15 protein-coding genes are annotated in these 15,029 nt (G+C 70.7%); 8 read left to right on the plus strand and 7 right to left on the minus strand.

All coding sequences use genetic code 11. The features are described from left to right. The first annotated feature begins 27 nt into the window (after positions 1-27). Both ACIQBL_RS39745 and ACIQBL_RS39750 read left to right on the plus strand, forming a co-directional pair. A complete protein-coding gene (locus tag ACIQBL_RS39745) occupies positions 28-1,956 on the plus strand; it encodes a 2-oxoacid:acceptor oxidoreductase subunit alpha (protein ID WP_401951423.1) in 1,929 nt (642 codons plus the stop codon). After that, positions 1,949-3,028, plus strand: a complete 1,080-nt coding sequence (locus ACIQBL_RS39750; RefSeq protein WP_401951426.1) for a 2-oxoacid:ferredoxin oxidoreductase subunit beta — start codon at positions 1,949-1,951, stop codon at positions 3,026-3,028. The genes ACIQBL_RS39745 and ACIQBL_RS39750 overlap by 8 nt, the downstream gene beginning before the upstream one ends. A 107-nt stretch (positions 3,029-3,135) precedes the next feature. On the opposite strand, the gene ACIQBL_RS39755 is transcribed toward ACIQBL_RS39750, so the two are convergent. After that, positions 3,136-3,393 carry a hypothetical protein gene (locus tag ACIQBL_RS39755; RefSeq protein ID WP_401951429.1) on the minus strand — a complete coding sequence of 86 codons (258 nt, stop codon included), beginning with the start codon at positions 3,391-3,393 and terminating at the stop codon, positions 3,136-3,138. A gap of 110 nt (positions 3,394-3,503) precedes the next feature. Further along, the gene (locus ACIQBL_RS39760; RefSeq protein ID WP_401951431.1) at positions 3,504-3,932 is read right to left on the minus strand and encodes a winged helix-turn-helix transcriptional regulator; all 429 of its coding nucleotides are present in this window, start codon (positions 3,930-3,932) and stop codon (positions 3,504-3,506) included. A gap of 89 nt (positions 3,933-4,021) precedes the next feature. Between ACIQBL_RS39760 and ACIQBL_RS39765 the strand changes: the two genes are divergently transcribed. The 3 genes from ACIQBL_RS39765 (at position 4,022) to ACIQBL_RS39775 (ending at position 6,643) form a co-directional block, all read left to right on the plus strand. Continuing rightward, positions 4,022-4,876 (plus strand): SDR family oxidoreductase, encoded by an 855-nt coding sequence (locus tag ACIQBL_RS39765; RefSeq protein ID WP_401951434.1) that lies wholly within the window; start codon positions 4,022-4,024, stop codon positions 4,874-4,876. Positions 4,877-5,147: 271 nt separating this feature from the next. Beyond that, on the plus strand, positions 5,148-6,119 hold the full coding sequence (gene rarD / locus ACIQBL_RS39770) for an EamA family transporter RarD (protein ID WP_401951437.1): 972 nt from the start codon (positions 5,148-5,150) through the stop codon (positions 6,117-6,119). 38 nt (positions 6,120-6,157) lie between these two features. Further along, the gene (locus tag ACIQBL_RS39775) at positions 6,158-6,643 is read left to right on the plus strand and encodes a VOC family protein (RefSeq protein WP_401951440.1); all 486 of its coding nucleotides are present in this window, start codon (positions 6,158-6,160) and stop codon (positions 6,641-6,643) included. 21 nt (positions 6,644-6,664) lie between these two features. Here ACIQBL_RS39775 and ACIQBL_RS39780 read toward each other — a convergent pair whose 3' ends face one another. Beyond that, complete coding sequence (locus ACIQBL_RS39780; protein ID WP_401951442.1) at positions 6,665-8,359, minus strand: tetratricopeptide repeat protein; 1,695 nt, start codon at positions 8,357-8,359, stop codon at positions 6,665-6,667. A gap of 210 nt (positions 8,360-8,569) precedes the next feature. Between ACIQBL_RS39780 and ACIQBL_RS39785 the strand changes: the two genes are divergently transcribed. Together ACIQBL_RS39785 and ACIQBL_RS39790 are read left to right on the plus strand one after the other, a co-directional pair. Beyond that, positions 8,570-9,100: a DUF6668 family protein gene (locus ACIQBL_RS39785; protein WP_401951445.1), complete on the plus strand. Its 531-nt coding sequence runs from the start codon at positions 8,570-8,572 to the stop codon at positions 9,098-9,100. A gap of 179 nt (positions 9,101-9,279) precedes the next feature. Beyond that, the gene (locus ACIQBL_RS39790; protein ID WP_401951447.1) at positions 9,280-9,867 is read left to right on the plus strand and encodes a flavodoxin family protein; all 588 of its coding nucleotides are present in this window, start codon (positions 9,280-9,282) and stop codon (positions 9,865-9,867) included. 37 nt (positions 9,868-9,904) lie between these two features. On the opposite strand, the gene ACIQBL_RS39795 is transcribed toward ACIQBL_RS39790, so the two are convergent. Genes ACIQBL_RS39795 through ACIQBL_RS39805 form a run of 3 tightly spaced genes read right to left on the minus strand, consistent with a single transcriptional unit; the run spans position 9,905 to position 13,010 of the window. Continuing rightward, entirely contained in the window at positions 9,905-10,774 is an 870-nt protein-coding gene (locus ACIQBL_RS39795; RefSeq protein WP_401951450.1) for an ABC transporter permease, read from the minus strand. Continuing rightward, positions 10,761-11,735: an ABC transporter ATP-binding protein gene (locus ACIQBL_RS39800; protein WP_401951452.1), complete on the minus strand. Its 975-nt coding sequence runs from the start codon at positions 11,733-11,735 to the stop codon at positions 10,761-10,763. Before ACIQBL_RS39800 ends, ACIQBL_RS39795 begins: the two co-directional genes overlap by 14 nt. Positions 11,736-11,786: 51 nt before the next feature. Continuing rightward, positions 11,787-13,010, minus strand: coding sequence for an outer membrane lipoprotein carrier protein LolA (locus tag ACIQBL_RS39805; RefSeq protein WP_401951455.1), 1,224 nt, complete (start codon positions 13,008-13,010; stop codon positions 11,787-11,789). A 367-nt stretch (positions 13,011-13,377) separates the two neighbouring features. Here ACIQBL_RS39805 and ACIQBL_RS39810 point away from each other — a divergent pair, with 367 nt between their 5' ends. Next, positions 13,378-13,905, plus strand: coding sequence for a hypothetical protein (locus tag ACIQBL_RS39810; RefSeq protein WP_401951457.1), 528 nt, complete (start codon positions 13,378-13,380; stop codon positions 13,903-13,905). A gap of 6 nt (positions 13,906-13,911) precedes the next feature. On the opposite strand, the gene ACIQBL_RS39815 is transcribed toward ACIQBL_RS39810, so the two are convergent. Then, positions 13,912-14,922, minus strand: coding sequence for a polyprenyl synthetase family protein (locus ACIQBL_RS39815; RefSeq protein ID WP_401951459.1), 1,011 nt, complete (start codon positions 14,920-14,922; stop codon positions 13,912-13,914). Between the last annotated feature and the right edge of the window lie 107 nt (positions 14,923-15,029).

The following is a 15,029-nucleotide window of genomic DNA, read 5'->3' on the forward strand; positions in this document are numbered from 1 at the left end:
GCGTCCTCGAAGAGGAGGTCCAGTTCAGTGACCAGCCAGGTCAGTAGCCCAGCGGAGCAGGCCGACGGAGCCGTCGTAGGGGAACAGCGCAAACCGGCGGGGGTGAAGGACGTCCAACGCCTGGACCGGGTGATCATCCGGTTCGCCGGTGACTCGGGTGACGGTATGCAGCTCACCGGTGACCGCTTCACCTCGGAGACGGCGTCCTTCGGGAACGACCTCTCCACCCTGCCGAACTTCCCGGCCGAGATCCGCGCCCCCGCAGGCACCCTGCCGGGGGTTTCGTCGTTCCAGCTGCATTTCGCCGACCACGACATCCTGACCCCGGGCGACGCGCCCAACGTGCTGGTCGCGATGAATCCCGCCGCCCTGAAGGCGAACATCGCCGATGTGCCGCGCGGCGCGGAGATCATCGTCAACACGGACGAGTTCACCAAACGGGCGCTGCAGAAGGTGGGTTACGCCGCCTCCCCGCTCGACGACGGCTCACTGGACGGCTACAGCCTGCACCCCGTCCCCCTCACGACCCTCACCGTCGAGGCGTTGAAGGACTTCGGCCTGACCCGCAAGGAGGCCGAGCGCAGCAAGAACATGTTCGCGCTGGGCCTGCTGTCGTGGATGTACCACCGGCCGACCGAGGGCACCGAGAAGTTCCTGAAGTCCAAGTTCGCCAAGAAGCCGGAGATCGCGGCGGCCAACATCGCCGCGTTCAGGGCGGGTTGGAACTTCGGCGAGACGACGGAGGACTTCGCGGTCTCCTACGAGGTCGCCCCGGCCGCCACCGCCTTCCCGACCGGCACCTACCGCAACATCTCCGGGAACCTGGCCCTGTCCTACGGTTTGGTCGCCGCGTCCCAGCAGGCGGACCTGCCGCTGTTCCTGGGCTCGTACCCGATCACCCCGGCCTCCGACATCCTGCACGAACTCAGCAAGCACAAGAACTTCGGCGTACGGACCTTCCAGGCCGAGGACGAGATCGCGGGCATCGGCGCGGCGCTGGGCGCGGCCTTCGGCGGTTCCCTCGCCGTCACCACGACCTCCGGCCCGGGGGTGGCCCTGAAGTCGGAGACGATCGGTCTGGCCGTCTCCCTCGAACTGCCGCTCCTCGTCCTGGACATCCAGCGCGGCGGGCCGTCCACCGGGCTGCCGACCAAGACGGAACAGGCCGACCTGCTCCAGGCGATGTTCGGGCGCAACGGCGAGGCGCCGGTCCCGATCGTCGCCCCCTGCACGCCGGCCGACTGCTTCGACGCGGCGATCGAGGCCGCGCGGATCGCGCTGACGTACCGCACCCCGGTGATGCTCCTCTCGGACGGCTACCTGGCCAACGGCTCCGAGCCCTGGCGCATCCCCGACATCGACGAACTCCCGGACCTCACCGTCCAGTTCGCCCAGGGCCCGAACCACACCCTGGACGACGGCACCGAGGTCTTCTGGCCCTACAAACGCGACCCGCAGACCCTCGCCCGCCCCTGGGCCGTCCCCGGCACCCCCGGCCTCGAACACCGCATCGGCGGCATCGAGAAGCAGGACGGCACGGGCAACATCTCCTACGACCCCGCCAACCACGACTTCATGGTCCGCACCCGCCAGGCCAAGATCGACGGCATCGACGTACCGGATCTGACGGTCGACGACCCCCACGAGGCGCGCACGCTGGTCCTCGGCTGGGGCTCCACGTTCGGCCCCATCACCGCGGCGGTCCGGCGCCTGCGCGGGTCCGGCGAGTCGATCGCGCAGGCGCACCTGCGCCATCTCAACCCCTTCCCGCGGAATCTCGGCGCGGTCCTGAAGCGTTACGACAGAGTGGTGATCCCCGAGATGAACCTCGGCCAGCTCGCCACGCTGGTCCGGGCGAAGTACCTGGTGGACGCCCACTCGTACAACCAGGTGAACGGCATGCCGTTCAAGGCTGAGCAGCTCGCCACGGCTCTCAAGGAGGCCATCGATGGCTGAGACGTCCACGGAAGGCACGGGCACGATCGAGGCGCTCTCACTCGTCCCCAAGGCCGAGGCCGCGCAGTCCATGAAGGACTTCAAGTCCGATCAGGAAGTGCGCTGGTGCCCCGGCTGCGGTGACTACGCGATCCTCGCGGCGGTACAGGGTTTCATGCCGGAACTGGGCCTCGCCAAGGAGAACATCGTCTTCGTCTCCGGCATCGGCTGCTCCTCCCGCTTCCCGTACTACATGAACACGTACGGCATGCACTCGATCCACGGCCGGGCCCCCGCGATCGCCACCGGACTGGCGGCGAGCAGGCGGGACCTGTCGGTATGGGTGGTCACGGGCGACGGCGACGCGCTGTCCATCGGCGGCAACCACCTGATCCACGCCCTGCGCCGCAACGTCAACCTCAAGATCCTCCTCTTCAACAACCGGATCTACGGCCTGACGAAGGGCCAGTACTCGCCGACGAGCGAGGTCGGCAAGATCACCAAGTCCACGCCGATGGGCTCGCTCGACGCCCCCTTCAACCCGGTGTCGCTCGCGATCGGCGCGGAGGCGTCCTTCGTGGCCCGCACGATCGACTCGGACCGCAAACACCTGACCCAGGTCCTGCGCGAGGCAGCCGCCCACCCCGGTACGGCCCTGGTCGAGATCTACCAGAACTGCAACATCTTCAACGACGGCGCCTTCGACGCGCTGAAGGACCGCCAGCAGGCCGAGGAGGCGGTGATCCGCCTCGAACACGGGAAGCCGATCCGGTTCGGCGCGGAGGGCGCGCGGGGGGTCGTGCGGGACGCGGCCACGGGTGACCTGAAGGTGGTCGACGTGACCCCGGCCAACGAGTCCGAGATCCTGGTCCACGACGCCCACGCGACGTCCCCGACAACAGCCTTCGCCCTGTCCCGGCTGGCCGACCCGGACACCCTGCACCACACGCCGATCGGGGTGCTGCGGTCGGTGGAGCGGGCTGTGTACGACACGCAGATGGCCGACCAGTTGGACACGGCGATCGTGCAGAACGGGAAGGGTGACCTGGCCGCGCTGTTGGCGGGTGGGGACACCTGGACGGTCGTGGGCTGACAGCTTCCGTCTCTCTGAAGCATGAGGGCCTGGGCTCACTGCCCGGGCCCTCTTGTCCGCTCACGTCACGCGTCGGGTCACGTCGGGTCACGTCATGTCGGGTCACGTCACGCGTCGGGGATGTCCCGCTTGGCCCGGATCAGGGTCTCGCGGGTGATGACGACAAGGCGTTCGTGATCGGCACGGGATGCGTCGTTGGGGAGTAGTCGGTCGAGTTCCTCGGTACGGTCCGTCCCGATGACGGCGAAGTCTCCGTCGGCGAGCTCGAAGAGGTCGGGACAGGTCGCGCCGGAGCTGGAGCCGCGTCGACTCGGAGAATCGCCAAGGCGACGGACCATGCGGGCGGTTGAGGGCTCGTGGCGCATATGCATGGGCTCCTCTCGGACGGGCACACTCTCACGCCGGCCACCCCTTGGAAGCAGCGCGCGAGGCGGAAAGGGGGCGCACGGAAGGACGTGCCACGCACAGGGGAGGTCTAGAGCACCCCGGCGGTACCGGTTCGCCCCCTCGCCGCGTCATAAGCCTCCCGCGCCTTCTCCACCTCCCCCATCCGCTCCTGCGTCCACAGCGCCAGCCCCCGCACCTGCTCCGCCGCCTCGCGCCCCATCCCGGTCAGCGAATAGTCCACCCGCGGCGGAATCACCGGCTTGGCGTCGCGATGCACCAGGCCGTCCCGCTCAAGCGTCTGCAGCGTCTGCGCCAGCATCTTCTCGCTCACCGGCTTCACCTGCCCGACCGCCCGGCGGAGTTCGCTGAAGCGGTACGGGCGGTCGAGGAGTTCGATCAGGACCAGAACGCCCCAGCGGGACGTGACGTGTTCCAGGACCAGGCGGTACGGGCACATCGTCTCGCTGATCGTCTTGCCGTCGGCGTTCGCGCCTGCCACCTCACTGCTTACTGCCATGCCAGTACCTTACTTCAAAGTGGGTACTTTCGCAGAGTTAGCGCACCCCCTAGGGTTAGTGGCACCGCACCCCACAAGGAGTCGTCACCATGAGCATCGTCGTCACCGGAGCCACCGGACATCTCGGCCGTCACGTAGTGGAGCAGCTGCTGGAGAAGGTTCCGGCCGACCAGATCACCGCCGTCGTCCGCACCCCGGAGAAGGCCGCCGACTTCGCCGACCGCGGGGTGAAGCTCGTGGTCGCGGACTACAACACCCCCGAGACCTTCGGCACCGTCTTCGCCGCCGGCGACAAGGTGCTGCTGATCTCCGGCAACGAGTTCGACAAGGGCCGGGTCGAGCAGCACAAGGTCGTCATCGAGGCCGCCAAGACCGCCGGTGTCGCGCTCCTCGCCTACACCAGCGCCCCCGGCAGCCTCACCGCCGCGCTGGCCGACGACCACCGCGGCACCGAGGAGGCACTGCTCGCCTCCGGTCTGCCGTACACCCTGCTTCGCAACGGCTGGTACAACGAGAACTACACGGAGCAGCTGGCCCCGGTCCTGGAGCACAACGCGGTCCTGGCCGCCGCCGGTGACGGCCGGGTCTCCTCCGCCACGCGCGCCGACTACGCCGCTGCCGCCGTCGCCGTGCTGACCGGCGAGGGCCACGAGAACAAGACGTACGAGCTGGGCGGCGACGAGGCGTGGAGCTTCGCCGAGTACGCGGCCGAGCTGAGCACGCAGACCGGCAAGGAGATCGCCTACAACAACGTCCCCGGCGAGGTTCTCGTCGGCATCCTCACCGGTGCCGGACTGCCCGAGCCGTTCGCCGCGATCCTCGTCGGTGTCGACGCCTCCATCGGGAAGGGCGAGCTGGTCGTGTCCACCGGCGACCTCTCCCGCCTGGCCGGCCGCCCCACGACGCCGATGGCCGAGTCGATCGCGGTCGCACTCAAGGGCTGACACCCCCAAGGGCCCCAAGGACCCCAAGGCCCACCGAACCACCTAAGGGCCCCTAAGGGCCCCTAAGGGCCGCTGAAGGACCCTTGAGGACCCACCGCAGGACCCCGAAGGGCCACCGAAGCGCGAAGGACCCCCGAAGTCCGAAGGACGCCTCCCGCCCCCGTGCGTCATGACCGTATAGCGATACGGGCATGACACGCGGGGGCGCCCGGCGTTACCTTCGTCCTGGCTGCGCGGACGCAGTCGGGCGTGGCGTGCGAAGGAGGGGCCCGTGAGCGGGAAGCCGAAGGGCGAACAGCACCGGACAGGTCTGCTGAACGGCTTCGCCGCATACGGCATGTGGGGTCTCGTCCCACTCTTCTGGCCGCTGCTCAAGCCGGCCGGCGCCGCCGAGATCCTCGCCCACCGGATGGTGTGGTCGCTCGCCTTCGTCGCCGTCGCGCTCCTCGTGGTCCGGCGCTGGGCCTGGGCCGGTGAACTGCTGCGCCAGCCACGCAAGTTGGCGCTCGTCACGATCGCCGCGGCCTTCATCACCGTCAACTGGGGCGTCTACATCTGGGCCGTGAACAGCGGCCACGTCGTCGAGGCCTCACTCGGCTACTTCATCAACCCCCTCGTCACCATCGCGATGGGCGTCCTGCTCCTGAAGGAACGGCTCCGCCCGGCGCAGTGGGCCGCGGTCGGCGTCGGCGTCGCCGCCGTGCTCGTCCTGACCGTCGGCTACGGCCGGCCGCCGTGGATCTCCCTCTGCCTCGCCTTCTCCTTCGCGACCTACGGCCTGGTGAAGAAGAAGGTCAACCTCGGCGGTATCGAGTCGCTGGCCGCCGAGACCGCGATCCAGTTCCTGCCCGCGCTCGGCTATCTGCTGTGGCTGGGCGCGCACGGTGAGGCGACGTTCGCGCAGGAGGGCGTCGGCCACGCCACGCTCCTCGCCTCCACCGGCATCGTCACCGCACTCCCCCTGGTCTGCTTCGGCGCCGCCGCGATACGGGTGCCGCTGTCGACGCTGGGGCTGTTGCAGTACATGGCACCGGTCTTCCAGTTCCTGCTCGGCATCTTCTACTTCCACGAGTCGATGCCACCCGCACGGTGGGCGGGCTTCGCCCTGGTGTGGCTGGCCCTCGTCCTCCTGACGACGGACGCGTGGCGCACGGCACGCAGGGGCAGGGCGGCAGCGGCGGCGGTCCCGCACGACAGGACCGCGACCGCGCGTACGAACCCTGTCGACCCGGTCGAGGCGTAGCCCCGCGGGCGCGTCGCACCGGTGCCAGAGTGAGTGCCATGACACAGACTCCCGCGCCGACAGGCGGCACTCCCACCCCTCTCCACTGGAAGCTCGTCATCGACGCCGCCGACCCGCACGCGCAGGCCGACTTCTGGGCCGCCGCCCTCCACTACGAGGCCGAGGACAACAGCGCGCTCGTCGAACGGCTCCTGGAACTGGGCGCGTTGCCCGCCGCCGCGACCGTCGACTTCCACGGCCGCCCGGCCTTCCGTGACCTCATCGCCGTACGGCATCCCGACGACCCGTACGACAAGGAGCGCGGCACCGGGCTGGGCCGGCGGGTGCTGTTCCAGCGGGTGCCGGAGACGAAGACCGTCAAGAACCGGCTGCATCTCGATCTGCACCCGGGCGAGGGCCGGCGGGAGACCGAGGTGGAACGGCTGACCGCGCTGGGCGCGAGCGTGCTGCGCCGGGTGTCGGAGCCCGCCGGCGCGTGGGTGGTGATGGCGGACCCCGAGGGCAACGAGTTCTGCGTGGCGTAGCCGGCGGAACTCGGGCGTGCTTCAGCCGGTGGACCTGCGGGCGCGTTCGGTGAGGCGGCCCATGCGGGCGCGGGCGGACTCCAGTTGCTCTATGTCCTCGGCGGCGGGGCCGTCCTCGGTGGCGAGTTCGGTCCACAGGTCGATCAGGGCGCGGCCGAGGGCCAGGCCCTGCTCCGGGTCGCGTACGGCACGCCAGGCCGTGGCCGCGCTCTGCACGTTGCCGTAGGCGGCCTCCGCGTCGCGGGCACGGTGGCGGATGCCGGCGAGGTCGAGGGAGAGGTGGAAGGAGCGGAGCGGGTCACCGGCCAAGTAGGCGATGTAGGCGGTGAGTTCACGCAACCGCAGCACTTCCGGGTGCTCCGGCCCGAGCCCGCCCGCCGCCTCGTCCACGGTCCGCTCAGCGAGCCCCGCCGCCTCCTCCAGCCGCCCCGCCTTCACGGCCTCGTTGATCCGTCCCATCGGCTCCACGAGAAACGCGGTGCCTTCCCCGTCGGTCGCCATCGGCTCGTCCCCGAGCACCGCCTCGGCCACCGCGTCGAACCCCCGGGCGGGTGTCGGCTTGGGGTCCGGTTCCGGGGCGGTGAGGGCGAGATCGGGGATGGGGATGGGAGCGGGAATGGGAGCGGGAATGGGGGTGGCGCTTGCGATGGGGCTTGGGATGGGTGTCGGGCGGGGGGCGCGTTCGGGGGCGTACGTCGTCTCCGGTACGTCCGTCACGACCGGCCTCGCGTCCATGAACGGCGGTACGCCCGTGACCGGCGGCGGTACGTCCAAAACCGGCCTCACGTCCAGGACCGGCGCCGCCTCCGCAACCGACCCGGCGTCCCAGACCGGCGCCGCATCCGCGACCGGCCCCGCGTCCACGACCGGCGGCACATCCGCGACCGCCCCCGCGCCCCAGACCGGCGCGATATCCGCATCCGGCGCTACGTTCGCGACCGCCCCCGCGCCCAAGACCGGCGGCATGCCCACGACCGGCGCCCCGTCCATGCTCGGCGCCCCGTCCATGCTCGGCGGCGGCCCGAACGCCCCCGTCGGCGGCTGCACCGAGCCGAGTGGGATACCGCCCTGCCCCGACTCCGGCACGGCGTGCAGCGGGAACGTCGGCGCCGACTCCCCCGCCGCCTCGGGCACCGCCCGCAACGGGAAGGTCGGAACCACCTCCCCCGCCGACTCCGGCACCGCCCGCAGCCGATGCGTCACCGGGTCACCACCCCGACGCCGGTCGCCCTCGGGTTCCGGCTGCGCCTCCGGACGCCGTTCCGGTTCTACGACCGCCGCGACCGCCGCGACCCCCGTGACCTCCGCGGGCGCTACGACCTCCGCGGGCGGCACCGCGGGCGGCGCGGGAAACCCGGTCGCGGCCCCCGTCGCCCCCGTCGCCCCCGCCGACACCGCCCCCATCGCCACCGGCTCCGCCGAGAAGTGGCTGGAGCCGTCCGGGTCGACCTGGAGCGGTACGACGTACCCGATGCGGTCGTCATGGATCGTGGCGTGGACGGGGTGGCCGGTGGCTGTGGCAATGCGGTGGAGGTGACTGAGGACCACGTGCTGGATCTCCTCGCCGGGCGGCACCGCGACCGGCACGCCGCCGATCGACGCGCCGCCCGCGCTCGGGCCGTCCGCGGGTACCCGTACCTCGAAGGGGGACGCGGCGGGTGCCGAGCGTGCGGCTCGCTTCTGTTCCCGCTTCTGCTCGCGGCTGAGTCGAGTCATCGGTTCCCTCACTCGCATGCGTCGGAGAGGCGCGGCCAGCGCTCCCCAGCGTCAAGATCCGTTCGTACGCGTACTGTTGAGTCTCGCCGTTCCCTTCCGGTTCTCAGGTCACCGCGACGTCACAGCCTCGTCCCAGGAGTTCCCGGAGCCGTCGCGCGCCCGTTCGGATGCCGTGAGGATGCGGCGGGACCACGAGGGAGGAGCTCGGTCATGCAGACAGGTGGACAGCGGGGGCCGGAGATCTGGCTCCGTGGACCGGTGGACAACGGTCCGCACGCGGGGACACCGCAGGTGCCCGAGCGCCCCTCCAGTATCCCCGCCGCCCCGCGCCGTTTCTCCTGGGTCGCCACCCACGGCGGCGCCGGCGTCACCACCCTCACCTCCGTCTACGGCGGCCAGGACTGCGGACGCGACTGGCCCGGGCCCGAGGACCCGCCGTCGGTGCTGCTCGTCGCCCGCACGCACGCGGCCGGGCTGGCCTCCGTCTCCCGTGCCCTGGAGGTCTTCCGGCGTGGTGCGGCACCGGCGGGGCTCGGCCTCGACGCGGTCGTCCTCGTCGCGGACGCGCCCGGGCGGCTGCCCCGGCCGCTGGCCCAGTACGCCAAGGCCATCGAGTCGGTGATCGACGTGTACCGGGTGCCGTGGGTACCGGCCTGGCGCATCGGCGACCTGAGCGGCGAACCGCCCCGCGAGACGGAGACGCTGGCCCGGCTCACGGGCGCGGCCCGGCATCCTCGCTGACACCTCGTACACGGGCCCCCTGATCAGACACTCCATGGACGGACACCCCCATGGACCGACACCCCATGGACAGATGATTGCGCGTGCATATAATGCAGATGCCGGTAATCGCTGCGCGCCGATCGAATCTTCCTGAACCTGACTGAACCCAACCGAACCCGACCGAACCTGGGGGACCCATGACCCGCCGTTTCCTCTTCGTGCTGGGCAGCGCCCGTACCGAGGGCAACACCGAACTCCTCGCCCGCAGGGCCGCGGAACAGCTCCCCTCGGACGTCGAGCAGCGGTGGATACACCTCGCCGACCACCCGCTCCCCGACTTCGTGGACATCCGGCACGACGGTCCCGTCCAGGCGCCCACGGACGACAACGTCAAGCAGCTCCTCGACGCCACCCTGGCCGCGACGGACATCGTGATCGCCTCGCCGGTCTACTGGTACGCGCTCTCCGGTCTCACCAAGCGCTACCTGGACTACTGGTCCGACTGGCTGCGCGTCCCCGGCGCCGACTTCAGGGCGACGATGGCCGGCCGCACCCTCTGGGGCGTCGCCGCTCTCGCCGACGGCGAACCCCTGGTCGCCGACCCGCTGATCGGCACCCTCAACAACTCGGCCGCCTACCTGAAAATGCGCTTCGGCGGGGTCCTGCTCGGCAACGGCAGCGGACGCGGCGACGTACTGAAGGACTCGGGGGCGCTGTCCCGGGCGAAGACGTTCTTCGCGCAGGAAGCCGCCCTCGCCCGTTTCCCGCACGAGACCGGAGACTGACCGAGCCCTACGCCGTGTCGTCCTACGCGGTGTCGTCCTACGCCGTGATGTCCTTCGCCGTGAACCTCGCCCAGGCCGCCGACCCGAACACCGCCACGTACAGGGCCTGGAGACCGAGGTTCTTCACCAGGTCGTCCCAGTAGACCGGTTCGCGCATGAGGTCGGCGAAGGACAGCCAGTAGTGGGAGAAGAAGTACGGCTGGAGCGCGTGCAGTTGGGGGATCTGGTCGAGGATCTGGACGGTGATCAGCAGGCCCACCGTCGTCGCCATCGCCGCGATGCCGCTGCTCGTCATCGTCGAGATGAACAGGCCCAGGGCGGCTATGCCGGTCAGTGACGCGGCGACCACCAGCGCGATCAGCAGGGCCCGGCCCAGGCCCTCCGCGAAGCTGATCTGGGTGCCGGAGATCGTCGTCAGATCGCCCAGGGGGAAGAGCAACGCCCCCACCGTGAGCGCGGAGAGCGCCACGACCAGGGTGGCCACCAGGCAGAACGTCATCACCGTCGCGTACTTGGTGAGCAGCAGGCGGGTGCGGCCGGCCGGGGCGACCAGGAGGTAGCGCAGGGTGCCGCCGCTCGCCTCGCCCGCGATCGCGTCGCCCGCGACGACCCCGATGGCCATGGGGAGGAAGAAGGGGAGGGTCGCGGCGAGTGCCGTGAACACCAGGAACAGGCCGTTGTTGGTGATCTGCGCGATGAACACCGGGCCGCCCCCGCCGTCCCCGCGCCCCGCCCCGCCCTGCGTCTCCAGCTTGACCGCGATCCCGACCAGGATCGGCACGGCGGCCAGCACACCGAGCAGCGCGATCGTCCGCCAGCGGCGGAAGGTGGTCACCAGCTCGTTGCGCAGCAGTCCGAAGGTCCACGTCAGGCGGGGCGCCCGCACGGCGAGGTCAGCCTGCGACATCGAAGCCCTCCCCCGTGAGCGCCACGAACGCGTCCTCCAGGGAGGCCCGTTCGACCCCGAAGCCGCGGACGCGGACTCCGGCGGTCACCAACGCCGCGTTCAGTTCGGCGAGTTCACGGTCCGGCGGCTCCGCCGTCACCCGCTCCTCGGCTACGGCCACGTCCGCCAGCCCCTGTTCCTTCAGTACCCGTGCCGCGTCCCCGGTGTCGGGGGTCGTCACGAACAGCCGGCCCCTGGTGCCTGCCGCCAGCTCGGCCACCGAGCCCTGGGTGATCAGCTTGCCCTGTGCCATCACCGCCGCGTGGGTGCACACCTGCTCGATCTCGTCGAGGAGGTGGGAGGAGAGGAAGACCGTCGTGCCGTCGGAGGCCAACTCCCGGATCAGGGAACGGATTTCGCGCATGCCCTGCGGGTCGAGGCCGTTCGTCGGCTCGTCGAGGACGAGCAGCTTGCGGGGCTGGAGCAGTGCGGAGGCGAGGCCCAGCCGCTGCTTCATGCCCAGGGAGTACGCCTTCGCCTTCTTGCCGGCGGCGGCCGTCAGACCCACCCGGTCGAGGGCGGCGGCGACACGGTCCCGCCTCGTGCGCGGGTCGGCGGTCGGGTCGGCGGCGTCGTAGCGCAGGAGGTTGTCGCGGCCGGAGAGGAAGCCGTACAGGGCGGGGCCCTCGATCAGGGCGCCGACGTGCGGGAGGACGGTACGGACGGATCTCGGCATGGGGCGGCCCAGGACGCGGGCCGTGCCGGAGGTCGGTTCGATCAGGCCCATCAGCATGCGGATGGTGGTGGTCTTGCCCGAGCCGTTCGGGCCGAGGAAGCCGAAGACACTGCCCGCCGGGACGGTCAGGTCGAGACCGTCCACGGCGAGCTGTCCGCCGCGGAAGCGCTTGGTGAGACCGCGGGTGGCGATGATGCCGTCACCCGCCCCCACACGTTCCGTCTCGTCAGCGGACGGTTCGCCCATCGGCTCCCTCAATTCCTCGTCCCCCTACGGCGGTTGGCCGGCCGTAGGTGTCTACTTCGCCGCGTCGGCCGCCTTCACCAGCGCGCTCTTGGTGACCGCGCCGACGTACACCTTGCCGTCGTCGGTGACCAGGGCGTTGATCAGGCGGGTCGAGAAGACCGTGCCCGAGCCGAACGTGCCCTTCACCTTGTCGCCGAGCGAGCTGATGACGCCGCCGAGGTCGCCGCCGCCGGACGCGGAGCCGGACGGGACGCCCTGGCCGCCGGTGTCGAAGGTGGCGATGGAGTTCCAGCCCTTGCCGAGGACCGTGAGGCCGTCGGGGCCCTTGCCGAGGTCCCCGCCGGACTTGCCGGGCTTGCCGAGCCTGCCCGGCTTGCCGGAGTGGTCCGGGGCCGCCTTCTTGGCGCTGTCCTCCGTGGTGACCTTCGCGCCCTTGGGCGTCTTGAAGTCGAAGGTCGAGGCGGCCGGCTTGGCGAGGCTGAGCTGGGTGAAGCCGACGTCTACGACGGCCGCGCCGCCGCTCGCCGGGGTGAGCGTGAACTTGAGCGGCAGGCCCGTCTTGGAGTCCACCGCGATGCTGATCGTGCCGACCGTCGTACCGGACTGCTTGGGCTTGATCAGCAGCTTGTAGGCGTCGCGGCCCGCGACGTGCTCGGTGCCGTCGACGGTGACCGAGGTGGTGGCGTCGACCGACTTCAGCGCCTCGTCGGTGAGGCCCTTGGGTGTGGCCCTGGTCTCGTCGCTCTTCGAGGAGTCGGCGGCGGTGCCGTGGTAGACCTCGTTCGACTGGCTGTCGTAGCCCCAGACGTCCTTGCCGTTGTGGATGAGGCTGTACTCCGCCGCGTTCTCCAGGAGGGAGATCTTCTGCTTGTCGGGGCCGTCGGCCGCGACGCGCAGGGTGTGGGTGCCGGTGGCCAGCTCGGTGAGCTTGGTCGTGGGGTCGGCGGAGGAGCCGTCGCCGGACTTCGTGGCGCCGGACAGCATGCTGCTCTCCAGGCCGCCGAGGTTGGGCAGGCCCAGGTCAGTGCTGATCTTCACGGTGCCGGACAGCTGCTGGACGTCCGACTTGGCGATCTTGTCGATGAGCTGCTGTGCGGTGATCTTCGGGAGATTCGGGTCGCCGGAGTCGGCGAGCGCCGGGACCAGTCCGATGGTCGCCGCCGCCACCCCCACCACGGTGACCGGGACGATGTACCGCGCCGCCCTGCGCCGCCCGGCCCGGAGCTCGTCGCGCTCTCCGGTGTCCGCGCTGTCGTCGGTTTCGTACGGTGCCATGTCTGCCTTACCTCCGTCGTCGGCGGCGGCCAGTCCGTCCTCTGCACGTCCCACCCTGTGCCGCCATTCTCACCCGAATCGGTGAGGAGTGGTGATTTCCGTGTTCTCCATCTGACCAAATCCCCGAGGGATAAGCGTCAGACCCGGGAGCCAACTCCGCGTACGACTGGGGTATGACACACGGAGGCCGTGCCTCCCCCAAACCCCTAGGGGGAAGGCACCGCCCGCGCAAGGCAGTTGACCGGGACCGGCCAGGACGACCCCGTCCCGCGGCCCACTCCGAAGTCGTACGCGTCGCATCGAGTCACAAACCGCCTGAATCCGTACTTATGGGTGGCAGCACACCGCATCGACCGAAGGGGTCGCCATGCACGCCACCCAGCACCTCACCGGATACGCGGCCACGGGCGCCGCGGTCCTGGCACTCGCACTCGCCGGATGCGGAAGCGGCGGCAGTAGTGGAAGCGGCGGCTCGGCCGCCGCACCGGCCGCGGTCACCACGTCGACGACCCTGATGACCGCCAAGGTCGCCAAGGTGGGCACCGTCGTGACCGACAGCAAGGGGTACGTCCTCTACCGCTTCGACGCGGACTCGATCCACCCGACGAAGGTCAGCTGTTACGGCACCTGCGCGGTGGTCTGGCCCGCCGCGACCGCCAAGGGCGCCGTCAGCGTCAAGGGCATCGACAAGAAGCTCGTCTCCACGGTCAAGCGCTCCGACGGGACCTCGCAGCTCACCCTGGCGGGCTGGCCCCTGTACCGGTACGCCAAGGACGACCAGCCCAAGGAGGCCTACGGCCAGGGCGTGGACGGCACCTGGTGGGCGGTGACACCCACCGGAGCGAAGGCCGCGGCGGCCACCGCCTCCGGCAGCACGGGAGGCAGCGGCTACTGAACGGGCTCAGCCCGCGCGGTGCACCACCGCGTCGCACATCTCCAGGAGGGCGACCTTCGCGTCGCACTCGGGGAGCGGCGCCAGGGCCGCGCGGGCGTCCTCCGCGTAGCGCACGGTGTCGCGGCGGGCCTGCTCCAGGGCGGGGTGTCCACGGAGGCGGGAGAGGGCCTCGGCGAGCCGGGCGTCGTCCGTGAGGTCGGAGTCGAGGAGTTCGCACAGGGCGATGTCCTCGGCGAGACCGAGGCGGGCCGCCCGCTCCCTCAGCCGCAGCACCGGCAGGGTGGGGATGCCCTCGCGCAGGTCCGTGCCCGGGGTCTTGCCGGACTCGTGGCCGTCGGAGGCGATGTCCAGGACGTCGTCGGCGAGTTGGAAGGCCACGCCGAGCCGCTCGCCGTACTGGGTGAGGACGTCCACGACCGTGTCGTCGCAGCCGGCCATCATCGAGCCGAAGCGGCACGCCACCGCGACCAGGGAGCCGGTCTTGCCGCCGAGCACGTCGAGGTAGTGCTCGACCGGGTCGCGCCCGTCGGACGGGCCGGCCGTCTCCAGGATCTGGCCGGTGACCAGCCGTTCGAACGCCTCGGCCTGCACGCGCACCGCTTCGGGGCCGAGGTCGGCCAGAGTGTGCGACGCGCGCGCGAAGAGGAAGTCGCCGGTGAGGACCGCGACCGAGTTCCCCCAGCGGGTGTTGGCGCTGTCCACGCCCCGGCGCACGGCCGCCTCGTCCATCACGTCGTCGTGGTACAGCGTGGCGAGATGGGTCAGCTCGACGACGACGGCCGAGGGCACGACACCCGGCGCGTAGGGGTCGCCGAACTGGGCGGCGAGCATCACGAGGAGCGGCCGGAACCGCTTCCCGCCCGCGCGCACGAGGTGCTGGGCGGCCTCCGTGATGAAGGGGACCTCGCTCTTGGTGGCTTCGAGCAGACCCTCCTCGACTGCCGCCATTCCGGCCTGGACATCGGCTTCCAGAGCCTGGTCCCGCACGCTCAGCCCGAACGGCCCGACGACGGTCACGAGGGGTCTCCTGTCTGCTGGTGTCCCTGGGCGGTCACACGGATTGTCGATAGGTCGCTGCCATCACTCAAGTCAGCGTATCCGGTCGGCATTCGATCACCGGTGCC

The sequence above is a fragment of the Streptomyces sp. NPDC088350 genome (genome assembly GCF_044753545.1).
GTDB lineage: Bacteria > Actinomycetota > Actinomycetes > Streptomycetales > Streptomycetaceae > Streptomyces.